The 24,209-nt window shown below is 51.9% G+C and carries 19 protein-coding genes; 7 read left to right on the top strand and 12 right to left on the bottom strand.

The features are described from left to right. Nucleotides 1-104 precede the first annotated feature (104 nt). Nucleotides 105-986, bottom strand: coding sequence for a LysR family transcriptional regulator (locus DHN43_RS24615; RefSeq protein ID WP_057465201.1), 882 nt, complete (start codon nucleotides 984-986; stop codon nucleotides 105-107). Nucleotides 987-1,128: 142 nt separating this feature from the next. Here DHN43_RS24615 and DHN43_RS24610 point away from each other — a divergent pair, with 142 nt between their 5' ends. From DHN43_RS24610 to speB, 4 genes are all read left to right on the top strand, one after another. Next, entirely contained in the window at nucleotides 1,129-2,151 is a 1,023-nt protein-coding gene (locus tag DHN43_RS24610) for a TRAP transporter substrate-binding protein (RefSeq protein ID WP_108820410.1), read from the top strand. Between the two features lie 61 nt (nucleotides 2,152-2,212). Continuing rightward, nucleotides 2,213-2,818: a TRAP transporter small permease gene (locus DHN43_RS24605; RefSeq protein WP_063296878.1), complete on the top strand. Its 606-nt coding sequence runs from the start codon at nucleotides 2,213-2,215 to the stop codon at nucleotides 2,816-2,818. After that, complete coding sequence (locus DHN43_RS24600; protein WP_063288608.1) at nucleotides 2,815-4,095, top strand: TRAP transporter large permease; 1,281 nt, start codon at nucleotides 2,815-2,817, stop codon at nucleotides 4,093-4,095. The genes DHN43_RS24605 and DHN43_RS24600 overlap by 4 nt, the downstream gene beginning before the upstream one ends. A gap of 20 nt (nucleotides 4,096-4,115) precedes the next feature. Next, on the top strand, nucleotides 4,116-5,114 hold the full coding sequence (speB, locus tag DHN43_RS24595; RefSeq protein ID WP_063304891.1) for an agmatinase: 999 nt from the start codon (nucleotides 4,116-4,118) through the stop codon (nucleotides 5,112-5,114). 126 nt (nucleotides 5,115-5,240) lie between these two features. On the opposite strand, the gene DHN43_RS24590 is transcribed toward speB, so the two are convergent. Together DHN43_RS24590 and purU are read right to left on the bottom strand one after the other, a co-directional pair. Next, a complete protein-coding gene (locus tag DHN43_RS24590; RefSeq protein WP_108820409.1) occupies nucleotides 5,241-7,802 on the bottom strand; it encodes a GcvT family protein in 2,562 nt (853 codons plus the stop codon). Nucleotides 7,803-7,873: 71 nt separating this feature from the next. Then, nucleotides 7,874-8,731, bottom strand: coding sequence for a formyltetrahydrofolate deformylase (gene purU / locus DHN43_RS24585; RefSeq protein ID WP_108820408.1), 858 nt, complete (start codon nucleotides 8,729-8,731; stop codon nucleotides 7,874-7,876). A gap of 240 nt (nucleotides 8,732-8,971) precedes the next feature. On the opposite strand from purU, the gene DHN43_RS24580 reads away from it, so the two are divergent. Further along, nucleotides 8,972-9,115 carry a hypothetical protein gene (locus DHN43_RS24580; protein WP_159096978.1) on the top strand — a complete coding sequence of 48 codons (144 nt, stop codon included), beginning with the start codon at nucleotides 8,972-8,974 and terminating at the stop codon, nucleotides 9,113-9,115. An 89-nt stretch (nucleotides 9,116-9,204) separates the two neighbouring features. Next, nucleotides 9,205-10,242, top strand: coding sequence for a GlxA family transcriptional regulator (locus DHN43_RS24575; RefSeq protein WP_063304894.1), 1,038 nt, complete (start codon nucleotides 9,205-9,207; stop codon nucleotides 10,240-10,242). 68 nt (nucleotides 10,243-10,310) lie between these two features. Here the strand turns inward: DHN43_RS24575 and DHN43_RS24570 are convergent, their stop codons facing one another. The 7 genes from DHN43_RS24570 to DHN43_RS24540 form a co-directional block, all read right to left on the bottom strand. Further along, nucleotides 10,311-11,957: a BCCT family transporter gene (locus tag DHN43_RS24570; RefSeq protein WP_108820406.1), complete on the bottom strand. Its 1,647-nt coding sequence runs from the start codon at nucleotides 11,955-11,957 to the stop codon at nucleotides 10,311-10,313. Between the two features lie 133 nt (nucleotides 11,958-12,090). Further along, nucleotides 12,091-13,221, bottom strand: coding sequence for a hybrid-cluster NAD(P)-dependent oxidoreductase (locus DHN43_RS24565; RefSeq protein WP_057465193.1), 1,131 nt, complete (start codon nucleotides 13,219-13,221; stop codon nucleotides 12,091-12,093). Beyond that, nucleotides 13,218-14,492 carry an aromatic ring-hydroxylating oxygenase subunit alpha gene (locus DHN43_RS24560; RefSeq protein ID WP_063288615.1) on the bottom strand — a complete coding sequence of 425 codons (1,275 nt, stop codon included), beginning with the start codon at nucleotides 14,490-14,492 and terminating at the stop codon, nucleotides 13,218-13,220. The genes DHN43_RS24565 and DHN43_RS24560 overlap by 4 nt, the downstream gene beginning before the upstream one ends. A 698-nt stretch (nucleotides 14,493-15,190) precedes the next feature. Further along, on the bottom strand, nucleotides 15,191-15,703 hold the full coding sequence (locus DHN43_RS24555; protein ID WP_108820405.1) for a sarcosine oxidase subunit gamma: 513 nt from the start codon (nucleotides 15,701-15,703) through the stop codon (nucleotides 15,191-15,193). A gap of 13 nt (nucleotides 15,704-15,716) precedes the next feature. Then, entirely contained in the window at nucleotides 15,717-18,719 is a 3,003-nt protein-coding gene (locus DHN43_RS24550; RefSeq protein ID WP_108820404.1) for a sarcosine oxidase subunit alpha, read from the bottom strand. Further along, nucleotides 18,700-19,017, bottom strand: a complete 318-nt coding sequence (locus DHN43_RS24545) for a sarcosine oxidase subunit delta (RefSeq protein WP_093523009.1) — start codon at nucleotides 19,015-19,017, stop codon at nucleotides 18,700-18,702. Before DHN43_RS24545 ends, DHN43_RS24550 begins: the two co-directional genes overlap by 20 nt. Before the next feature lie 12 nt (nucleotides 19,018-19,029). Then, nucleotides 19,030-20,283, bottom strand: coding sequence for a sarcosine oxidase subunit beta family protein (locus DHN43_RS24540; protein WP_108820403.1), 1,254 nt, complete (start codon nucleotides 20,281-20,283; stop codon nucleotides 19,030-19,032). A 98-nt stretch (nucleotides 20,284-20,381) separates the two neighbouring features. On the opposite strand from DHN43_RS24540, the gene DHN43_RS24535 reads away from it, so the two are divergent. Then, nucleotides 20,382-21,377: a GlxA family transcriptional regulator gene (locus DHN43_RS24535; RefSeq protein ID WP_108820402.1), complete on the top strand. Its 996-nt coding sequence runs from the start codon at nucleotides 20,382-20,384 to the stop codon at nucleotides 21,375-21,377. Here DHN43_RS24535 and DHN43_RS24530 read toward each other — a convergent pair. Both DHN43_RS24530 and DHN43_RS24525 read right to left on the bottom strand, forming a co-directional pair. Then, the gene (locus DHN43_RS24530) at nucleotides 21,374-21,631 is read right to left on the bottom strand and encodes a hypothetical protein (RefSeq protein WP_108820401.1); all 258 of its coding nucleotides are present in this window, start codon (nucleotides 21,629-21,631) and stop codon (nucleotides 21,374-21,376) included. The genes DHN43_RS24535 and DHN43_RS24530 overlap by 4 nt on opposite strands. Before the next feature lie 126 nt (nucleotides 21,632-21,757). Beyond that, nucleotides 21,758-24,202: a GcvT family protein gene (locus DHN43_RS24525; protein ID WP_108820400.1), complete on the bottom strand. Its 2,445-nt coding sequence runs from the start codon at nucleotides 24,200-24,202 to the stop codon at nucleotides 21,758-21,760. Between the last annotated feature and the right edge of the window lie 7 nt (nucleotides 24,203-24,209).

Genomic DNA, 24,209 nt, shown 5'->3' with positions numbered 1-24,209 from the left:
TAAGACATGAATCTATTCAGGGATGCAAGTTAGCTTTTCTTCTTGACGATCAATGTCGTCAGGCTCTCCAAGCATCTTACTGTCCAGTGTTTGATTGCGAACACCTACAAACCATGCAGCAACGCTTTGATGAACCACTCGACAGCCTGTCGGTGCGCTTGGGATTTGCGTGAGGCGATGTAAAACTCTGATGTCCAGGTCAGATCTGGATGTTCCAGAAGGCGCATCTCGCCTGTATTGACCCACTGGGTGGCGTAGTGATCGGGGAGGACACCGAGGAACTTCCCACTCAAAATGAGAGCCGCGGCTGCTTCCATATTCGTGACAATCGCTTTGGGTTCTGGGGCTTTGGCATCTCGTGCAACGATCATGTCGTAGGAGCGCTGGCACACAGCGTGATTGTTCAGGATGTCCGGCGAGATTTCATCGGTTTCACATGCAAACAAGTCATGCGCCTGACCGCAGTACATATAGTGATTTTCACTGCAGACTTTGATGTATTCAAGCTCATCGCGCTTTCGTTTAAACGGTGCAATCGCGATATGCAGACTTCCCGTAATCAGCCCTTCTTTCAAGTCATTCGGAGAGGCAACAACCAGCTCCAGATTGACGTCGTTCTCTTTTGAGAAAAACCGCTGTAAGGCAGGGACTAGCGGAAACCCCGGAAGGCTGATCACCGTATCAACAATGCCAATGCGCAGCTGTCCGGTAATCGTCCCACGCAACTCGAGCAGTTCAGCGTCGAAATCCTCAACCAGGCGGATAATTTCGCAGGCTTTCTCATAGGCAATCTTACCGCGTTCAGTGAGTTGGAAACCACTGCGACCGCGCTCACAGACGCGATATCCAAGCGCAAGTTCCAGATCCCGGATGCGGCAGCTGATCGCCGATTGAGATATACCCAGCCTGAACTGCGCCTCAGAAAAACCACCACATTCCACGACAGCACAAAATGCTTCAAGCAGATTGTTTCGGAGAAGTTTCATCTAATGATCTTCCTGTTCTCAGATAATTTAATTACATTGATATATTTCATGTAAACATAACTTATTTGATATTTTTTCTAGGTTCAACATCTAGTGTGCTAGCGGCGAGGAAGATTGGGAACTAGTTCTGTGGGAGGATGAAATGAACTCAATTCTTAAATCGCTAAAGACACTAACAGCTGCAATGGTTCTGGGCACAGTCCCGCTAAGCGCTTATGCAGAAGACTGGAAATTCGCTATCGAGGAAATTCCAGGCTCGATCATGGATGCCTATGCGCAGGAGTTTAAGAAGCGCATTGAAACCAAGACCGATGGGGACGTGACCATCACGATCTACCCGATGGGAACGCTTGGCACACCAACGGATACGGTAGAGCAGGCGACGGATGGCCTCATCCAGTTCACCAACGTATCCATCGGTAATCTGGGCACCATCGTCCCGGAAAGTCAGATTTTTCTGCTGCCGTATCTCTTTCCATCTGACGCCAAAGCAGTCTCAAACATTCTGAACAACTCCGAGACCATTTACGGTGATCTGAATGAGGATTTCCGCAAGCGTGGCTTAGAAGTCCTGACCATGTATTCAGAAGGACCTCAGGTCTGGACCACCAACAAAGAAATCCGCAATCCGGATGACTTCTCCAACTTCAAAATGCGCGTTATGGTCTCTCCGATTTTATTGGAGACCTACAAGAACATGGGCGCGAGCCCAACACCGCTGCCATTTGGTGAGGTCTTTGGCGCTCTGCAGCTTGGTGCGGTAGATGGACAGGTAAACCCTGTTCCAACCATCGAAGAGATGAAGTTCTATGAGGTTACGGATTACCTGATCTGGGCTGGCGAACAGGAACTCGTCACCACCGTTGTTGCCGGAACTGATTGGTTCGACACACTCTCTCCAGACCGTCAGAAGCTTGTAAAAGAAACAATGGCTGGAATGTCAGGTTTCATTGATGGTGTGGTCGCTGACTTCAACCAGAAACGTCTCGACACCATTAAGTCGAACAAGCCTGAGATCAATCTGGTGGTTCTCTCAGAAGAAGAACGCAACGTCTTCCGTGCTCGCAGTGAAGCAACGGCAAGTGCCTATGTAGACGCTGCCGGATCTCGCGGTGAAGAGCTGTTGAAGACCTTGAAAACTGAGATTGCATCAACTCACCAATAATAGGAAGTCCCACATCCCATCACTAAAAGGCGGGGTGTGGGTGCACTGGAGGAGGGTAAAGATGGAACCCCGTTCTGTCCCCTTTAAGCTCCTCGGGAAAGTTGACGGTGTGATCAGCAAGATTGAGGTCTTCATCCTCAGTTGGGGCGTTATCGCCATGGCCGTCAACACCATCGCAAATGTGTTCGGGCGCTATGTCTTTCACCAGTCGATCTATTTCTCCGAAGAGCTCAATGAGTTTCTGATCGTCATCATCACCTTCATGGGGCTTGGTTACGCCACGCGAAAGGGCATCCATATCCGCATGTCGGCCATCTATGATGCTCTGCCTCAGAAGCTTCGCAAGATCCTGATGATTTTGATCACCATAACAACTGCAGCCATGATGGCGACGCTGACCTGGTATGCCGTTGAATATGTAGCGAAAGTTGCCAGCCGGGGCCGGGTCACGCCTGCACTGCAGGTGCCGCTTTATCTGACTTACATCTGGGTGGTTATCGGGTTGGGCTTAGCAACCCTCCAATATCTCTTAACAGCTCTGCGAAACCTCAATCTGTCGGAAGAGGAAATCTACGTCTCCTATCTGGAGGTCGACAGCTATGAGGATCCGGAAACGGCCGCCGCAGTTGCGCGCTTCGTTGAGAAGGAAGAGGAGACCGCAAAATGACAGAGCTCATGCTAACGGTCATGGTCGTTCTGCTGCTGTTCGGATTTCCGATGAAAATGCCGTTGATCTCGGCAGCCTTTATCGGGTTCCTGATCTACTTCCCAAACTTTAGTCCGCAGATACTGGTCCAGCAGATGATTGGCGGGGTCAAACCCTCTGCCTTGGTCGCAGTCCCAATGTTCATCCTTGCCGCTGATATCATCACACGTGGGCACTCTGCTGATCGTCTGATTGATGTGGTGATGCGCTTTATGGGGCACATCAAGGGCGGGCTGGCCATCTCGGTAACCAGTGCCTGCGCACTGTTCGGGGCGGTTTGTGGCTCTACGCAAGCCACAGTTGTTGCGGTTGGCGGTGCGATGCGGCCACGTATGCTGAAGTCAGGCTATTCAGACAGCTTCACCATTGGATTGATCGTCAACGCCGCTGATCTGGCTTATCTCATTCCGCCATCTATCGGCATGATCATCTATGGTGTTGTGTCCGGCACATCGATCTCGCAGCTTTTCATCGCTGGCATCGTTCCAGGCCTCATCATCGTGGTGTTCTTTTCAGCCTATTGCATGTGGCATGCGTACAGGCACGATATTCCGGTGTTGGAAAGATCCGACTGGGGAGAGCGGTTTGATGCGGTAAGGCGCGCACTCTGGCCCATGGGCTTTCCGCTGATCATCGTCGGTGGAATTTATGGCGGTGTCTTTTCTCCAACAGAAGCTGCAGCCATCTGTGTGCTGTACGCCGTTGTTCTGGAAGCCTTGATCTTCAGATCCATCCGCCTTCGCGATCTGCCGGATATCGCTCTGTCGACGGGGGCCATCACCTCGGTGGTGTTCATCCTGATCGCAGCGGGCGCGGCCTTCTCCTGGACCCTATCCTTCGCGCAGGTGCCTCAGACAATCATCAGTTCGCTAGGGCTCAATGAGGCTGGTCCGATAATGACGCTGACGGCGATCATTCTGGCGTTCTTCATCGGCTGTATGTTTGTCGACTCCATCGTGGTGATTTTGATTTTGGTGCCAATCTTTGCCCCACTGATCAAATCGACGGGTCTTGATCCGGTGCTGGTTGGAGTACTCATCACACTGCAGGTTGCCATTGGAGCCGCCACACCGCCATTCGGGTGCAATCTGTTCACGGCAATTGCTGTTTTCCGCCGACCATTTGTGGATGTTGTCCGCGGAGTTCCCCCATTCTTGCTGATCTTGCTGCTGACAACAGGGCTTGTGATGGCATTCCCACAAATTGCGTTGTTCTTGCCAGAACTCGCCTACAGATAATGAACTAACGGAGACGAAATATGTCTGATCACGGCTATAAATCCGGGCGCCTCAATCTGCCATTCGTTGGAATCTCGACCTTTGGAAAAAAAGAGTATGTGTCGGATTGGGATCAAATTGATGCGGATGTAGCGGTTCTGGGCGCACCGTTTGACTTTGGCGCACAATGGCGCTCAGGCGCACGTTTTGGACCACGTTCCGTGCGTGAAGCGTCCACACTGTTTTCATTCGGCCATGCCGGTGCGTACGATCATGAAGATGACGCGACCTATCTCAGCAGCGATGTCCGTATCGTTGATATTGGAGACGCGGACATCATCCACACCAAGACCATTGAAAGCCATGCGAACATCGAGTTTGGGGTCAAGAAAATCCTCGATGCAGGTGCTCTGCCTGTGGTGATTGGCGGTGACCATTCAATCAACATCCCATGCATCCGAGCCTTTGAGGAAGACTGTGCTGAAAAAGGTCCGATCCATGTAATCCAGATCGACGCACATCTTGATTTCGTTGATGAACGCCATGGCGTGACGGAGGGCCACGGCAATCCTATGCGCCGTGCGATTGAGAAAGAGTATGTCTCAGGAATGACCCAGCTGGGTATTCGCAATGTGTCCTCCACCGCCAAGGAAGGCTATGACGATGCTCGCGCAAGAGGCTCTGACATCCTGTCAGTCCGTCAGGTGCGGGAGCTGGGAGCAGAAGCTGTGCTGGAACGCATTCCGGCAGGCGCGCGCTACTACGTGACAGTCGATATCGACGCCTTCTGCCCGTCCATCGCATCCGGTACGGGTACCCCAAGTCACGGTGGCTTCCAGTATTACGATGTGCTTGAAATTCTGCAGGGCCTCAGCAAGCGCGGTGACGTGGTTGGCATGGACCTTGTGGAAGTAGCTCCTGCCTATGACCCATCTGAATCCACGCAAATTCTTGCAGCCCAGCTTCTTTTGAACTTCATCGGCTTCATCTTTCACAACAAGAAAGCTGAAGTAAGCGCACCAGAAACTGAAACTGCTTAAAGCCGATAGAAACGACGCCGATCGAGGCGCGAATTAACACTGTGCACGAAAAGAAAATGGCCCTGGATCTTAATCAGATCCGGGGCCATTGCATTTCTTCAGATCATTGCGTGCTCAACGCACAATTTAGCTTCGAGGCTTCAAGTTCTCTGGGTCGTAGAGCGGCGCATATCCCACTCCGGCGACTTCAACCGGATAGATTTCATCGAAGTAAGACACCTCCAGCTGTCGCCCTTCCTCGCAGTATTCCTGCGGCAGATAGGCAAGGGCGATGTTTTTGCCGATACTCGGGCCGTAAGCAATGGATGTTGTATAAGACCGCCGCCCCAGATCATCCACCAGTGTCTCACCCGTATCCGGATGCATCACGGGCAGATTGCCGACTGGGTAGCGCGCGACGCCGTCTTTATCGGTGTTGTCTGTCATCACCAGTGTACACAACATGGCAGGTTGAGCCTCACGGGCGCGATACTCCGCGTGCTTTTCTTTCCCGCGGAAGTCAGCCGCTTTCACCTTAGGCCGGGATAGGTCGGCCTCAAAAAGGTTGTACTGCGTGTGCAGGTCTGCATTTTGCAGGCGTAATGACTTTTCCAGGCGCCGCGAGTTTGCATAGGTCTCGACACCCACGGCAATCACGCCAATCTCGCGCAAAGCATCCCAGACAGCCAAACCATCCTCATAGCGCATATGCAGCTCCCACCCTTGCTCACCCACATAAGAGATGCGGAAAGCAGAGACGGTTTTGCCAGCAATGGTGATCTCGCGAATAGCTGCAAACGGGAAGTTTTCTGGTGTAAGGGCGTCAGGGTCCTCAACGACCTTCTGCAGGTTTTCACGAGCGTTTGGCCCCCAGATACCAATAGTCGTGTAATCCTCACTCACATCTGTGATGGAAACGTCCCAGCCATTATCATCAGCCACACGCTGCATGTAGACCAGATCTCGTGGCCCTGCATCCGCGCCGTTCACCAACCGGCAGCGATCTTCCATGCGGAACACGGTGAAGTCGGCCCGCACATGGCCATCATCATCCAGCATATGCGTGTAAATGCCTTTGCCAATATTCTTGTCACCGCCAATTTTGGCTGCGCACAGCCATTCCATCAGGTTAACGTGATCTGGACCCGAAATGTCAGTCATGTGAAAATGGGAGAGATTGATGATGCCGCAATCCTCACTCATCTCCAGATGCTCAGCATTGGAAACACGCCAGAAATGGCGCTTGTCCCATTCGTTCTCACGCTCAGGCACACGGTTGCCATGCTTGTTCAGCAAGTGCTCATTGGCGGCATAGCCATGGGCACGTTCCCAACCTCCAAGCTCCATGAAGTAGCCACCAAGCTCAACTTCCCGCTCATAAAACGGCGAGCGCCGGATGCCACGAGCATTGGCGAAAGGTTCGCGGGGATGAACAGGCGGATTGTAGATTTTCTTCGCAGTCTCCCAGCACCGGTCATGAATGTACTGTTTCTTGAGCTGGAACTCGTTGAAGCGGGAAAAATCTACTGAGTTATGGTCCACATGGGTTTTGCCATAGGTCATCCAGTCAGCAATCAACTTGCCCATGCCAGGACCGTCTTTAATCCAGATGCCGACAGCATACCAAAGCCCGCGCAGCTTCCGGCTTTCTCCCATGGATGGACCACCGTCAACGGAGGCTTGTAAAAGCCCGTTGAAGGAATGGCTTTCATTGAACCCGAGCTCAGCCAGAACCGGCGTCAGTTCCATAGCCTTTTCCAGCGGCTCAATCACATCCTCAAGCACCAGATCTCGCTGGGAGGGAGACAGACGAGCCTGCTCTTTTTCCAAAATGTCACGCGGATGCACGAGGCGAGGATTTTCCTCGTAATAGTAGCCCCATTCAATCTGCCCGCCCTCTGTACTCTTCGGATCACCCGTATCACGCATATAGGCAGAGTTGCCCTGATCTCGCAGCAAAGGCATGCCGATCTCAGCACCTGTGCCTTCAAACTCATTATAAGGACCGAAGAAGGTGAGGGGATGGTCCACTGGCATGACAGGCAAGTCCTCGCCAGCCATCTCCGCAATAAGGCGCCCCCAAAGGCCAGCACACACCACAACATGGTCAGCATGGATGGTCCCGCGCTCTGTCTTCACCCCCGTGATACGGCCATTATCTGTGATGAGCTCTAGCGCCGATGTGTTGGCAAAGATCTTGAGCTTCCCGGTCGCTTCACCCAGATCAATAAGCTTGCCAGCAACAGTTTGAGAGCGCGGAACAACAAGACCAGCATCAGGATCCCACAAGGCGCCCTGGATCTGATCTTCCTCCAAAAGCGGAAATTTTTCTTTGGCTTCAGCGGCGCTGATGATGCTCACATTGGTGCCAAAGGCTTTGCTTGAATCCACCCGGCGCTTGAGCTCTCCCATGCGCTCATCATCGCCCACGCGAGCAACTTCCAACCCACCAATACGGGCGTAATGGCCCATTTTCTCGTAAAAATCCATGGAGTACATGGTGGTCCAGCACGTCAAAAGATCGTGGCTGGTGGCATAACAGAAATCGGAGGCGTGAGCTGTCGATCCGATGTCTGTCGGAATGCCGGATTTATCGATGCCAACAATGTCGTCCCAGCCATTTTCAATGAGATGATGGATGACGGACGCTCCAACAATGCCGCCAGCGCCAACAATCACAACTTTCGCTTTGTTAGGAAATGCGGACATGTTTTCGATCCTTTACTTCTATGAATTCTCGGTGCGTTGGCAAAGCAGTGTTGGGTGTGGGGAAGTGGCCGCTAGGAGGTAAAGACCACCGTGCTGTTGTTGTTCAGCATGACGCGGCCCTCCAGATGAAATTTGACGGCTCGTGCAAGAACGCGGGATTCAATATCCCGGCCTGCAGCCACGAAGTCTTCAGCCGTCATGCCATGCGTCACCCGTTCCGTTTCCTGCTCGATGATCGGACCTTCATCCAGATCCGGCGTCACATAATGAGCGGTCGCACCAATCAGCTTCACTCCGCGATCATGAGCCTGATGATAGGGCTTTGCCCCTTTGAAGCTTGGCAGGAACGAATGGTGGATGTTGATGATCATGCCAAAGAACTTGCTGGACATCTCATCGCTCAGCACCTGCATGTAGCGTGCAAGGATAACCAGTTCCGCATTTGTTTTTTCAATAAGATCACTCAGCTTGGCTTCCTGCTCAAGCTTGTTCGCCTTGGTGATAGGCCAGTGATAAAACGGGATACCTTCATGGTCCGCAACGCCTTGGCTGTCCGCGTGGTTGGACACAATGGCGACAACATCAGCATCAAGCCAACCCACTTTGATCTGGTAAAGCAGATGCAACAGGGCATGGTCAAATCTGGAGACCATGATGATGACCTTGGGACGACGTGAGAAATCTTCCACCTTCAGCCGCATTTTGAACCGGTCAATGGCAGGCGACAGGGCCAGCTCAAGAGCTGCTTTGTCGATGTGCTCAGGCACACGCACGGCAACCCGCAGAAAGAACTGGTTTGTCTTGCGATCACAAAACTGGTTCGCCTCAACAATATTTGCACCGCGAGCAGCCAGAGCTGACGTCACTGTCGAGACAATGCCCGGCTGATCCACACAGGTGAAGCGAAGGATGAAGGATGTATCACTCACTAAACAGGTCTCTCCCAATCAAAATCTCAAATGAAACAAAGCGTTTCGCTGAACTCTTCGCGTCTTCAAACTATCAATTTGGAGAGGTTTTACGCTCATAAATAGGAGATTTGCGTCAGATAGGGATTACCCCTACGACATTTGATTGAGCATCCATCAACACATCACGTCTGATCAATTTTTATGCGAGTGCAGATGGAATGCGTAGCCAAGCTGACTCAAATTAAGTATAAATACTGCATGGGCTTACGCGTGTTCGCCAAAGCCCATAAATCCGGCCTCCTGACGCTGGTTAGGAGACTGGGCATGATGACGAAATTCGAGAAAGACGCAGGCCAGCATGGTCAGACCAACTGGAAAAATACGCCGCTGAAGACACGCTAAAACTGACCTGGATTGGATGGGCTCAGGCTGCAGACAGGCAATGTAATCATTGCAGTTTGTCGGTCTGAATATAAAGAGAAGCATCTCGTATGACACAGGCACTATCGCATCCGACCAACGCTTTGCGTAAACCAGTTTCCAAGCAGGAGAAGACCCGTCTTTCTGTTGGGTTCATTCTCGCCAAACGCTTCACCCTTTGCGCATTTGCCAACTTCGTTGATGTCCTGCGCCTCGCAGCAGATGAGGGTGATCGAAGTCGCCCGATCCTGTGCAATTGGACCGTCCTGTCAGACACCATGGACCCAATCCCATCCAGCAGCGCCGTTTCCGTTCACCCCAAAGAGCGACTAGGAGATCCGCGACGCTTCAACTACATCGTTGTGGTGGGCGGTCTCATTGATGAGAGCACGGAGTTCAGCCCGGCCTATCAAAACTTCCTGAAAGAAGCTGCCGCTGCCGGAATTCCCCTTGTGGGCGTGTGTACCGGTGCGTTTTTACTTCATCGGTCCGGACTGCTGGACGGCTACAAAAGCTGCGTCAGCTGGTTCAGCCACTCTGATTTCAAAGAGCAATTTGATGGCCTTGATCCGGTCACCGACCAGATCTTCGTCGTTGATCGTGATCGTCTCACTTGCGCAGGTGGTGTAAGTTCTGCCCATCTTGCCGCCTATCTGGTGGACAAACATGTAGGCCGCGCACATGCCAATAAAAGCCTGCACATCATGATCATTGATGATGCCCATCAGGCCGAAAAGCCTCAACCCGGCATCCCGCTTGATCTGAAAACTCAAAACCCCATTGTACAGCGCGCCCTGCACATCATGCAGCAAAACATCGACACGCCGATTTCCATTCAGGAAATTGCGCAGCGCATGGGAAAGAGCAAGCGCCAGATAGAACGCTACTTCCGCCTGTCTTTGGAAACATCACCACAGGTCGCATTTCTCAATATTCGGCTGGATTTGGCGCGTCATCTGATCGAGAAAAGCCAGAAATCAGTTGCACAAATTGCGGTTGATTGTGGCTTTTGCGATTCATCTCACCTCAGCCGCATGTTCCGCCGCCGGTACGGCTGTACGCCGCAGGTCTTACGACGCGTCTCTGTGACGGAAGAGAAAGTCGCCTAAAAAAATGCCGCCGAACCTGAAAGGTTGCGGCGGCATTGAAAGTTAAGAGGCTAAGTTATTGAGATAACCTAGCGCGGCTCGCTTGCAAGTCCTCTCCAAATTGCAACACACATGATAAGCAAGACGATTGTGAAAGGCAGTCCGGTGGAGATCACCATGGACTGCAAAGACTTCAGTCCGCCTGCAGAAAGCAGCAGCACGATCGCAATCAAGCCTTCAAACAGACACCAGAACACACGCTGAGGAACCGGCGCATCCACTTTGCCGCCTGCAGCAATCGTATCAATCACCAAAGAACCGGAATCGGAAGAGGTGACAAAGAAAACGATCACAAGCACGATACCGACAAAGCTTGTAATTGTTGCCCATGGCATAGCTTCCAGCATTGTGAACAGCTGAACTGGCAGCGCAGCTTGCTGAACAGCAGTGTAGCCGTCATTGACGATCTGGTTGATCGCAGCACCACCAAAGATGGACATCCAAAGCACGCATACCAATGACGGAATGAGCAGAACGCTAATCAGGAACTCACGAACAGTACGACCACGGCTGACACGCGCGATGAACATGCCCACGAAAGGTGACCAGGAAATCCACCAAGCCCAGTAGAAGGATGTCCAACCCTGCATGAAGTTGACATCATCACGACCAACCGGGCTGGAAAGAGCAGGAAGATACTGCAAATAAGCGCCGAGGAAGTTCAGAGCATCTGGCAGCAAGATCAGGCCCGGACCCGCAATAACAACAAAGAGCACCAGCAGAGCAGCCAGTCCCATGTTGATTTCGGAAAGCAGTTTCACACCTGCTTCAAGACCGCGCACAACGGAGACAAGCGCAATCGCAGTGATTGCAGCAATCAGTATGACCTGCCATGTGCTGTCAATTGGCATGCCAAACAGCTTGTTGAGGCCGGAGTTCGCCTGAACAGCGCCCAGACCAAGAGATGTGGCGAGACCAAACAGGGTTGCGAAAACGGCAAGAATATCGATGATATGTCCCGGCCAACCCCAAACACGTTCGCCGAAAATCGGATAAAAAGCGGAGCGGATTGTCAGCGGCAAGCCTCTGTTGTAGCTGAAGAACGCAAGGCTCAATCCAACAACAGCATAAATCGCCCATGGGTGTAGACCCCAGTGGAAGATAGAGGCAGCCATACCCAGACGGATCGCTTCTTCCTCTGTGGCAGCTGCACCAAGCGGCGCCCAGTCGGTTCGCACGCCATCAGCACCAACAGTTGTACCACCCAGTGAGGAGGCGAAGTGGCTGATCGGTTCAGAAACACCGTAGAACATCAATCCGATGCCCATACCAGCTGCAAACAGCATGGAAAACCAGCTCAGATAGCTGAAGTCCGGCGTAGCTCCCTTACCACCAAGGCGCACTTTGCCGTAAGGGCTCACCACGATTACAAGGCAGAGGATAACAAAAATGTCGGCAGCGCCAATAAAGAACCAGTCAAAGCTCTTCGTGACAGTAGAAAAGAGCGTGCTGAAAACGGAGTTTGCTTGCTCTGGCAAAAGTAAGGTGTAGGCAACAAATGCAACGACAGCTAAAGCTGAAATAGCGAATACTGGATTGTGAATGTCAAACCCAATGGGTCCAAATTTTCCTTCAATGTTATCTTGGCCAAGACTGTAATCCGAGTCTGCCATGTCGTCCGATGGACTATCCATAATATCCGCCGGAGGCCGGTCGGAATTGCGTAAATCAGTCATGAAGCTTCTCCTGTGTTGGACCGTTTATCTTGTGGTCAGGAGAGATCCTTGGGCTGGACCCTTCTTATCGTTCTTATTGATTTAGATACACTTTTTTATTGTCACTTATCAATGGATGGGGGAGTGCCAAACACTAAAGGTCCACTTCAATGTCTGACAAAGGTGTTGTGCAGCAAATCAGGATCTTACCCTGATCAATTTCCCGTTTTCGAATGCCTCCGCCATGTTGCATGTCGGTTTCACCCGAAACCAGTTGAGATTTGCATGTACCACAAATACCGCGTTGGCAGGATGCCATCGGTAAAATGCCAGCTTCACGCGCAGCAGAAAGGATTGTCATGCCCGGCCCACACTCAACAACATGTCCGGTCTTGGTGAAGGTGACCCGATAGGTTTGGTCACTGATTTCCGGCGCAGAAACCTGATCCTCAAAGGTACCAGCTGTCTCAGCCCCAAAGTCAAAGCTTTCTTCATGGTAATTTGCCATGTCGAAGCCTGCTTCCTGCAGCATGTTTTGCACGCCTTCCATGAAACGGGCAGGGCCGCAACATAGGATCTTCCTGTCTTTAAAGTCTGGCGACATAAGTGACAGCATCTGAAGGCTCAAACGCCCTTCAAACCCGCTCCAGCTGTTATATCCAGATGTGGTGCTGCACGTAAATGAGAGCTTGAAGGCAGGATTTTGTGCAGCCAGCAATTCCAGTTCATGTCTGAAGATGATATCTGCAGGTGTGCGTGCAGCATGAATAAAATGTAGATCTGTCGGCTCTGCAAGATCGCAGGCCGTGCGGGTCATTGACATCATGGGTGTGATGCCACTGCCTGCTGAAATGAATAACAGCTTCTCTTCCTGCGTGGCATCCGTGGTGAACTCACCAGCAGGGCCAGAGACATTCACTTCCTTGCCCGGCAGCATGTTGTCCAAAAGCCAGTTGGAACCCGGACCACCCGGCACCCGTTTGACCGTGATTTCAACGCGATAAGGCCGCGCAGCAGAAGCGGAAATTGTGTAACTGCGCATGATCATGCCTTCAACCGGAAGCTCGAAGGTCATGTGTTGGCCGGGATAGAACCTGAAAACCCGAGGCTCACGTGCAGAAAACAGGAACGTCTTCACATCATGCGTTTCCTGCCGCACTTGCCGGCAGACCAGAACATCATCCACCTCCGGATCCCACATGGGGATCCGGGTCGCTTCGGTGAAGTGTTCTTCATCGTAGTCCGTGACGGTCTTCAGATCATCAAAAGTTACGTTCTGAGTCATGCGTCCGCCATTTCAACATCACCGGCAGGCATGTGCGCTTTGTGGCGTTCAATATACCAGTCACACAGCGCTTCCACATGAGGCTCTGTGTATTCCGAGTATGGACCTTGCTCATAAGCAGGGTCCTCACTGCCAAGCTGTGCCAGCCGCACCAGATCCGCATCCTGCTGGTTGGTCATCATCCAGACCTGCTTCAGGTTGTCGAGGTTGTAATCCTCTCCCTCAATCGCATCCTTGTGCACCAGCCACGTGGTCCGCACCAGCGTACGGTCCGGCGACAACGGGAAAGCGGCAAAGGTCACGATGTGATCACTCATGAAATGGTGCCAGGAGTTGGGATTATGCCAGAAGCTCAAGCCACCAAGCTTGGCGTCCTTGAAGTTTCCAAGCAGCTTCTTGCTGGCGATCTTGGTGTCCAGAGTATGGGACTCGCCTTCGCCCATCAAAGGCAGGCGAATGCAACGGAAGCTGGTGGCATTGGCCAACTTGTCCACCTCGGCAGAAGGCAGGCCAGCGGCCTCCCAGCGCTTATGCTCGCTCTCAAGCAAAGACAGATACTTGTTGACGTCAGCCGTGCGCCGCTCATCCATTTCATCGGGCGAAAAGCCAAAACCGAACTCGGAGAGTGGGACGGTGAGCTGCGGATGAGTGCCTTCGCAGTGATAACACTCACGATTGTTCTCAAGCGTCAGCTTCCAATTGCCTTCTTCAATCAGATCAGCCGTGTAGGCCACCTTACAGTTGGCAATATCATGAGGAGCAATATAGGTCTCCATGATCTGCGCCATCTCTTCAATGTCTTCCGGAGGGTTCTCCGCAAGGCAAATAAAGATGAGACCGGCAATTGAACGCACATGAACGGTCTTCAGGCCATGACAGGTCTTGTCGAAGTCCTTGCCCATATGCTCGGCCAGAATGAGTTCGCCATCCTCGTTATATGTCCACCCATGATAGCGGCAAACAATATTGCCGATCGTGGCCTCAGGCTCATCAATGAGCTTCGCACCACGATGCCGACAGATGTTGTGAAAGCCGCGGATGTACATGTCATCACCGCGCAAGAGCAGGACGGATGTCTTGCCGATTTCAACGGTAATGCAATCGCCCGGTTCCGGAAGCTGAGGTTCGACAGCTACGAAAATCCAGTGTTTGCGAAAGAAGACCTCCATGTCCAGATCAAGAATGTCGGGAGCACTATAGAAGGGGGCGTTGAGGCTTTTGCCCTTTTCGCGGTGAGCTATAAGATCTTGAATGTAAGACGGAACGCTCATGTTCAGATACCTCGGCTTAAAATGATGCCTGGGAAGTTGACCGGTGCAGGTTGCTGAGATGATCAGGTGTCTGGCCTGATCGTGAAGAACAAGTCGATAGAACGTCAATCACTTCTGTATGAAGCGATCTGGAATTAGCGTGCTTGTAAAGAGGCTTAGCGTAGTTTGTTAAAGAGAATTCAGAGAACACCAAAGAGGCATGACTTGAATTCAGCCACACATAATCAAAACCGGTGGAATGAACTGAAGCTGGCTCAGCACAGACGAGCCAGGAGTTCGTCGATTTGCGGCAAGGCCGTTTCGCACAAGCATTGGAAAATGCTGACTGATACACTTTAAGCCTCCCTCTTACAGTGTGACAGTTCTCTAAAATTTCATGGGCAGTTTCTTTGCGTCAGGTCCGTGAAACTCGAGAGTAATCAGGAAATCTAGTTCGAATTAATCTCATGGAGGCAGGAAGTTTGAGGCACATTGACAGTAAAAATGCGACGCCTCTACGTTGCTCCCGCTGCAAATTCAAGACAGCCTCAACCACACGGTGAATTGATAGGTTGAATGACAGAGATTCTGGGCAGAAATGCTGCAGAAAATGCTTAGGCATCTGACGAAAACGTCAGGCTGATACGCAGGAGGCGTGAGCAAAAGCTCAAATAAAATTGAAGAGAGACAGGATAAATGCGCTCAAGAAAAATGCGGCCCTAAAGGCCGCATTCAAACTCCGCAACAGCTACCCTCAGCAACCCCATCACATGGGGCACAAACGATCGCCAAACATCCAGCCGAAACTGGTTCTGCTCTTCTCGTGTCAGGATCACCTGCACACTGTCAAAAATAGTCCGCACCCCACGACCACTCTTCAGCTCCGCAAGGTTTCGTGGACAGGACGTAGAGAGCAGCTCCTCAGCTTCAGGACCTGAAATCCGGATACTGACTTCCCGACTGGAAATGTCAGTCAGACTATGAACAGCGTCCGGATAGATCGCTGCCAACGATTTTTCGATTTCTGAACGCGCCTCCATTGGGCAGGTCAGCATCCACTCATCCGGCCCTAATTTGAGGGCAGTCATGCCGCCTGACTGAGCGCTCTCGCTGATGGATGAGGGCAGCTCAAAACCGAGTGCTTTTGACATAGCAACGGTGTTTTCACGCTTACAACGCAAACTAAAACGGCCCATTGCTGGCAGTGTTTCGACTGTACTATTGAAAGCCATGTGTGCCACTCCCTTACATCTTAATTCGGTCGCCATCAGGATCGTAAAACACGGTCCCGCTGACAGTTGCACGATGGGTTTGACCTGGCATTGGAATATCTATTGAGGTGCCATTCCGCTCAAAACCACCTTCAATCAAAGCCATAGCAATGGAACGCCCCAGTGCTTCACTCCAGTAGGAAGACGTCACATGCCCCAACATCTTAGCAGGGATAGCAGTGTCACCAGCCTCAACAATCTGCGCACCTTCCTCCAGCACAACACTTGGATCTTCCGTCAAAAGACCAACCAGTTGCTTTCGGTTCGGCAACAGCATATCAGGCCGCGTCAAAGAACGCTTGCCGACAAAGTCTGGCTTCTTCTTGCCAATGGCCCAGGTCAGGCCCGCGTCCGCTGGCGTAACAGTGCCATCGGTGTCCTGCCCAACAATGATAAAGCCTTTTTCTGCCCGCAAAACATGCATAGTTTCAGTGCCATAGACACACATGTCGTGCTTCTTGCCTTCCTGATAAAGCATCTCCCAAAGCGCGCGCCCATGCTCAGATGGAACGTTCACTTCAAAACCCAATTCACCAGTAAAGCTGACGCGGAAGAGACGCGCTTCAAAACCACCCACAGTGCACTCACGAAGCGCCATATGCGGGAAGGCTTCAGCAGAAAGATCTGTACCTTTTACAAATGGTTCCAGCACCTTACGAGCATTCGGCCCATTCAGCGCAATGGTTGACCATTGCTCGGTCGTAGATGTGAGCCACACATCCAGATCAGGCCATTCGGTCTGTAAAAAGTGCTCCATCATGGTCAAAACACGCGCTGCACCACCAGTTGTGGTCGTCACATGGAAGCGGTCTTCACTGATCCGCCCGATAACACCATCATCCCGAATGAAACCATCTTCACCCAGAAGCAGACCATAGCGACACCGACCAGATGCCAGCTTTGTCCATGGATTGGTATACATCCGGTTCATGAACTCGGCAGCATCCGGCCCGACAACTTCTATCTTGCCGAGAGTAGAGGCATCAAACATGCCGACAGAAGCGCGCGTTTCTCTGCATTCCCGCGCCACCGCCGTGTGCATATCTTCACCAGCCTTGGGGTAATACCACGCACGGCGCCACAAGGAGACAGGCTCAAACACAGCACCGTTCTCTTCCGCCCAATTGTCAATGTTGGTCTTGCGCGTCACCTCAAACAGCTCGTCCTTATGATAGCCGGCAAACGTTCCAAATGTCGTGGGTGTATAAGGCGGACGGAATGTAGTCAGGCCAACCTTGGGAGTAGGGCGCCCAAGCTCATTAGCAGCGATCTTCAAACCATTCATGTTTGACATCTTGCCCTGATCGGTCGCCATGCCATTGGTCGTAAAGCGCTTTACGTGCTCAATGGAGAGCATACCTTCGCGCACAGCGAGGCGAATATCCTTGGCTGTCACATCGTTCTGAAAATCAACAAAAGCCCGGCGTGCCAGCTTGTCATCGTTGCTCGGCAGCTCTTCCATAACAATACCAGAGCCTGCCCGATCCCCATCAACATCAACGGAAAGACCCGGCGCATTCTGTCCCAATGAAGTCAAAGCTTGCTGAGCTGCATGCACACCATCATCAAAAGCAGCCTGCTGGCTCCATAACCCACGCCCGCCACCAGCGATATGGCACCGTTCGGTCCGCTCACCAGGCAAGAAGACTTCATTCTCTTCATCCCAATGCAAACTGCCTTTGGTATGAGAGAACAAGTGAAGGGATGGGGTCCACCCACCACTCATCAAAACTGTATCGCAAGGGATGGAAATGATGTCAGTAACGTATTGTTCGCCAGAAATTCTGCCGATTTTCACTCCGGAGACGCGCTTTGTCCCGCTTACTGAAGTTACACTGTGGCCCACCTTCGCCGAGATGCCGCGTTTTTGGGCTTCCGAATTCAAGTAGTCATTCACAGTGGTGCGCACATCAACAATCGCAGAGATTTTCACACCTGCATCAGCAAGGTCAAAGGCGGCGTACCAGGCTGAATCGTGGGAAGTAACCACAACAGCAGCATTACCAACCTTCACGCCGTAGCGGTTGAGATAGGTCTGCGCCGCACCTGCCATCATCACACCGGGGCGATCATTGCCATCAAACACCAACGGGCGTTCAAGTGCACCTTGAGCAAGAATGACCTCTTGCGCCCGAATACGCCACATCCGTTCTCGTGGAGCATTTACAGGCGGGTTTTCCATGTGATCCGTGAGCTTTTCAGCAACGCCCACCATGTTCTCATGGTAATAGCCAATAGCAGTCGCACGGGTCATGATACGAACGTTGTCGCAGGCTTCAAGCTCAGCAATAGTCTCGGCAAGCCAGCTCTCGGTGCTCTTTCCATCAATGGCAGATGGAGCCTCCGAAAGCAGAGAGCCTCCAAGCTCCCGGTTCTCATCGACGAAAACCACATCAGTTCCATTGCGAGCCGCCGTTAAAGCAGCTGCAAGCCCTGAAGGCCCAGCACCAACAATCAGCAGTTCTGTATGTAGATAACGCGAGGCATAGGTGTCAGCATCCGGTTCGGTTGGGGAGACGCCCAATCCTGCAGACGCGCGGATAACAGGTTCATATACCTTGTCCCAGAAGCTCTTTGGCCACATGAAGGTCTTGTAGTAGAACCCGGCTGCAAACAGCTTGTGGAGCTTGTCGTTCACCGCTCCCACATCAAAGTTCAGGCTCGGCCACTTGTTCTGGCTAACAGTGGTCAGCCCTTCGTAAAGCTCCTGAACGGTAGCGCGGGTGTTCGGTTCAAAGCGACCTGCACCAGAGCGGGACGTTCCAATCAACGCGTTTGGCTCTTCTGATCCGGCAGTCACAGGACCACGCGGACGGTGATATTTAAACGAGCGCCCCATCAGATGAACGCCGTTGGCAAGCAGGGCAGAGGCAACCGTATCGCCTTCATATCCTTGGTAGGAAACGCCATCAAAAGTGAAGCGAACACGCTTGTCGCGATTGATGCGGCCTTTGCCGTCAACTCTCCAGTTGTTCATTGTTCTCTTCACCTTCTGCGTGGCTAGTCGGGCAGGCCTGTCCAATCTCATAGGTGGCGATGAATTTGTCGCTCACAGTGTTCCGCAGAGCGTTGAAATAACGCCCGCACCCGTGTGAGTGTCGCCATTGCTCAGCATGATCACCGCGTACATTGGAGCGAATGAACAGATAGTCGCGCCATTCAGCATCTGTTTGCTCAGCTGGGTTATCCGGACGTGCAATATGTGCTTGACCGGCATATTCAAATTCCAGCTCAGGCAACTTTTCCTTGCAATAAGGACAGTGGATTAAAAGCATCAGGCCGCCTCCTTAGTGCGCCACGGCAGCAGCAGCTGCTTCGTCAATCAAGCGACCTGTTTCAAAACGCGAGAGCGTGAACGGCGCGTTGATAGGATGAGGTTCATCTTGTGCAATAGTGTGCGCAAAAACATGCGCAGAGCCCGGCGTTGCCTTGAAGCCGCCCGTACCCCAACCACAATTGAGGTAGAGGCCTTGCACAGGGGTCTTTCCAAGGATTGGAGAACGGTCAGGCGTCACATCAACCACACCGCCCCATTTGCGCAGCATGCGCATACGGCGGAAAATCGGAAACACTTCGCAAATGGCAGCAAGCGTATGCTCTATCAACGGCAAGCCACCGCGTTGAGAGTATGAAACGTACTGATCTGTTCCAGAACCAATCACCAGCTCGCCCTTGTCAGACTGGCTGATATAGGCGTGTACACTGTTGGACATCACCACTTGAGGAAAGATCGGCTTAACAGGTTCAGACACAAGCGCCTGAAGAGGATAGCTTTCAAGAGGAAGTTGCACACCGGCAGTATCCATCACCACAGAGGTTCCGCCAGCTGCAGAGACCGCGATCTTTTTAGCCTTCACAAAACCACGTGCAGTTTGAAGGCCTGTGACAGATCCGTCTGGTCCTCGTTCGATAGAAAGAACCGGACAGTTCTGAATAATATCAACACCTCTTGCCGCCGCAGCGCGTGCATACCCCCAAGCCACCGCGTCATGCCGTGCCGTCCCGCCACGTTGCTGAAACGCGGCTCCCATCACCGGATAACGAGCATTGGCCGCGATGTTGAGGGGCGGGCACTTTTCTTTGGCCTGCTCAGGAGTGAGCCAGACATTATCAACGCCGTTCAAACGATTGGAGTGAATGTGACGCTTGAAGCTCTGCACATCATGAACATTGTGCGCCAACATCATCACACCGCGCTGCGAGAACATGACGTTGTAGTTCAGGTCCTGACTAAGACCATCCCAAAGGTCGACGGCATGGTCATAAAGGCGTGCACTTTCATCATAAAGGTAGTTTGAGCGAATGATGGTCGTGTTCCGGCCGGTGTTGCCGCCGCCAAGCCATCCCTTGTCAATCACCGCCACATTGGTGATGCCATGTTCTTTTGCCAGATAGTAGGCGGCCCCAAGGCCATGCCCACCAGCACCTACGATAATGACGTCATATTCGCTTTTCAGCTCAGCGTTAGGCCATTGCGGCTCAACGTTTTTATAGCCTGTGAGCGCTCCTTTCAGGAGCGACATTGCGGAAAATTTTGACAAGGCTACCTCCTTGGAATTCAAGAGAGATTGCCCGCTATGTAAAAATGTGTATGGTACGCATGCGAATATTATGAGGTATTTTTGCGCAGGAGGTGCAGGTGGAGAACACAACACGGACCAAGCGGCAGCCCCGACCAGCGCTCAATGTTGGCTTCATTCTGGCCAACCGGTTCACATTGTCGGCCTTCGCCAGCTTTATTGATGTCCTGCGCCTTTCTGCCGATGAAGGAGACAGCAGCAGGCCAATTCTATGCAGCTGGAGCGTCATTGCGCCTGATATGGAGCCCATCCGTGCCAGCTGCGGCGTGCGCATCCATCCTGATACCAACTTGATCGATCCAGCTCATTTTGATTACCTGGTGGTTGTAGGAGGGCTGATCGATCACATCGAACGCCTTGATCTTCGCTATGTGCACTATTTGAAATCAGCTGTGTTGAAGGGCGTGCCCTTGATCGGCTTGTGTACTGGTAGCTTTATTCTGCACCGTGCCGGTTTGATGAACGGTTATAAATGCTGTGTGAGCTGGTTCCACCGGACGGACTTCCTTGAGCAATTTGATGGATTGGAGCCAGTCTCTGATCGCATTTTTGTGGTGGACCGGGACCGTATTTCCTGTTCAGGCGGAACAAGTGCGGTGCATGTTGCAGCTCATCTGGTTGAGCGTCATGTCGGCCTGCGGCAAGCCCGCAAGAGCCTTCATATTCTGATGGTGGATGAAGCTCAAGATGACAGCAAAGCCCAACCGTTCCTGCCAACGTCGCTCAAAGCCAAAGATAATCTGGTCCAAAGGGCAGTGCTGATGATGCAGCAGGAAACGGAAAATCTGCGCAGCATAGAGCAGCTTTGTAAGATGTTGGGCGTTGGACGGCGCAGTCTTGAAATGAAGTTTAAGTCTGACCTTGATAAATCCCCAGCCGAAGCGCTCAGTCATATACGAGTAGAAGAAGCCAAACGCTTACTGGGAGAAACAGAGGCAACCATCACAGATGTTGCCATCCGATCCGGTTTTTTTGATGCATCCCACTTTAACAAGGTCTTCCAAAAACACACTGGCATGACAGCTAGCGCATATCGTAATTCCTTAACCGCTTAAGAAGGCTTCTTCTTGAGCAGTGAACCAACAAAGCCAAACAATCCTGCCCAGACAACTGAAGACAGAACTGTGAGGCAGATACGCAGCAGGCCAGACATTTCTCCAAGAGGCACATCCAGCAGCCAACTGGCCGTAATGAAGGGGAACAGAAGAATATTCGCAAGTATTGGCGAAACCTGAAGGCCGATGAAAAACCCTAGAGGAACAGCGATCAATCCGAATGCGGCCCCAAAAATGATGAAGATGTAAATCATGGCCTCAATGAAGTATGCAGTTTGAACCTATCTCCAAGTTTTGTCAGCTCCACGTTTCTCTGTAAACCAGTATTATTGTGAAGCCCGCTATTGAATCCTGTCATAAACTTTAGAACCGCAGCCGGATCACGCTTTCACGCGTATCATCTTAGGATCATACAGAGGTGCTAAGTGCACGTCACAGGGTACACGTTCTGTTGCAACTTCCAGCTCATATTTACCACCAAGAACGAACTCACGATCGACACCATCAGTATTGCGGACATATCCCAAGCCGATGGATTTTTGCAAGGTATGACCAAAGCCGCCGGATGATAGCCAGCCGACCCTTACACCGTCGCGATAAATCGTTTCTCGGCCTGACAATATGATGTCGCCATCAGTTACAAAGGTCGCCAGCATCTTTTTGACACCGTGTGTTCGTTGTTCTTCAATGGCACCACGGCCTTTGAAGGCTATGTTCTTCTTCAGTTTCACTGCCCAGCCAAGGCCAGCTTCTTCTGGTGTATGATCGGGGCCTATGTCGCTTCCCCAGGCCCTGTATCCTTTCTCCAAACGCAACGTTTCAATAGCTCTGTATCCAGCATTACGCAGGCCAAACTCCTGTCCTGCTTCATGAAGCGCAGTGTAGACGGTTGTTGCGTACTCAACGGGTAAATGCAGTTCCCAGCCCAGCTCGCCAACATAGGTCACTCGAAGCGCATGAACAGGACAGCCTGCAATACCGATCTTGTGAGCTTGGCCAAACCGAAAATGATCATTACTCACGACATCACGGGTTACGCGTTTCAAGATCTCGCGAGAGTTGGGGCCCATAAGAGAAAGGACCGCATAAGCTGATGTGACATCTACCAGCTGAACATTCATGCCCTCTGGAATATTGCGGGAAATCCAATCGAAATCATGGGTGGCAAAACCAGTTCCCGTGACAATGTAGTACTCATCTTCTGCCATTCGCACGCAGGTAAGATCGCATTCAATACCGCCATGATCGTTGAGCATTTGCGTGTAGATCAGTGAGTCGATCGGCTTATCTACGTCATTTGCCGCAATCCAGCTGAGTGCATCGACTGCATCAGGTCCCTTGAGTATAAATTTCGCAAAGGATGTCTGGTCGAAGAGCACCGCAGAGGAGCGGGCTGCATTATGTTCGCGGCCAACAGGTTCGTGCCAATTGGGCCTCGCAAACGTATAGATGTCTTTTTGTGCTTCTCCATTTTGAGTATCTGCATACCAGTTGGCGCGTTCCCATCCCAGTTTTTCGCCAAACACCGCGCCATCTGCTTTCAAAAACTCATAGAGCGGTGATTTGCGACAGGGACGGCCGCTTTCATGCTCCTCACTCGGCCAAGCCATTGTGTAGTGTTTGGCATAGGCTTCTTTTGTCCGTGTGCGTATCCAGTCACTATCAAAGTGCGGACGTCCAAAACGACGAATGTCGACAGGCCACAGATCGAAGGGTGGTTCGCCTTTTGCGATCCATTCTGCCAGTGCCATTCCAGCGCCACCGCCAGCGGCGATGCCAAACGCATTAAAGCCTGCATTGACGTAAAAGTTTTTGAGTTCAGGTGCTTCACCCATGATGAAATTGCCATCCGGTGTAAAGCTCTCTGGTCCGTTGATGAGTTCTTTGATACCTGCAGTCTCCAAGGCTGGAACTCGGCCAAGAGAAAGCTCCATCAATGGTTCAAAATGCCCAAAGTCGCTGTCGAGCAAAGTGTAGTGGAAGTCTTTTGGAATGCCATCCTCGGCCCAGGAAAGGGGATTGGCTTCATAGCCGCCCATAACAAGGCCGCCGACCTCCTCCTTGTAATAGGTCAGTCGGTCCGGATCTCGAAGCGTTGGCAAATCTCTGGGCACCCCAGGTATCGGCTCGGTGACCATGTACTGATGCTGCATTGGTACCAAAGGCACATTCACACCAACATGCTTTGCAAAGTCTCGCGTCCATTGCCCGCAGCAGGCAACGACAACAGCGCAGTCAATCCGGCCTCGGCTGGTTTCAACGCCTCTGATTACCCCTTTGTCGACATCAACACGCAGCACTTTCGTGTCTTCAAAAATCTGTGCCCCTGCCAAGCGAGCCCCCTTGGCAAGAGACAATGTTATATCCGAAGGATTTGCCTGGCCGTCACTTGGCAGATAAGCCGCGCCAATAACATCATCGACTTGCATCAAAGGCCAGAGATCCTGAGCTTCTTTAGGTGTCAGAAGCTGCATATCTAAACCAAAGGAATGCGCAGTCGTTGCCTGACGTTGCACCTCAGTCCATCTTTCATGATTACAGGCAAGGCGAAGACCGCCATTCATCTTCCAACCAGTTGCCTGTCCGGTCTCCTCTTCAAGGCGCTTATAAAGATCAACGGAATACCCAAGGAGTTGAGTGATATTGGCATTTGAACGCAACTGCCCAACCAGTCCGGCAGCATGAAAAGTTGTGCCGGACGTTAGTTTTTTACGTTCGAGCAAAACAACATCCCAGCCCAGTTTTGCAAGGTGACAAGCGGTCGAGCACCCGACAATGCCGCCACCTACGATCACAGCCTTCGCCGTTTTTGGCAATTCTTTCATATCAACC

Origin of the sequence: Pseudovibrio sp. Alg231-02 (genome assembly GCF_900143565.1) — a bacterium.
GTDB lineage: Bacteria > Pseudomonadota > Alphaproteobacteria > Rhizobiales > Stappiaceae > Pseudovibrio.
The sequence above is the reverse complement of the archived record's forward strand: the minus strand, read 5'-3'. Positions and strand labels throughout refer to the sequence as shown.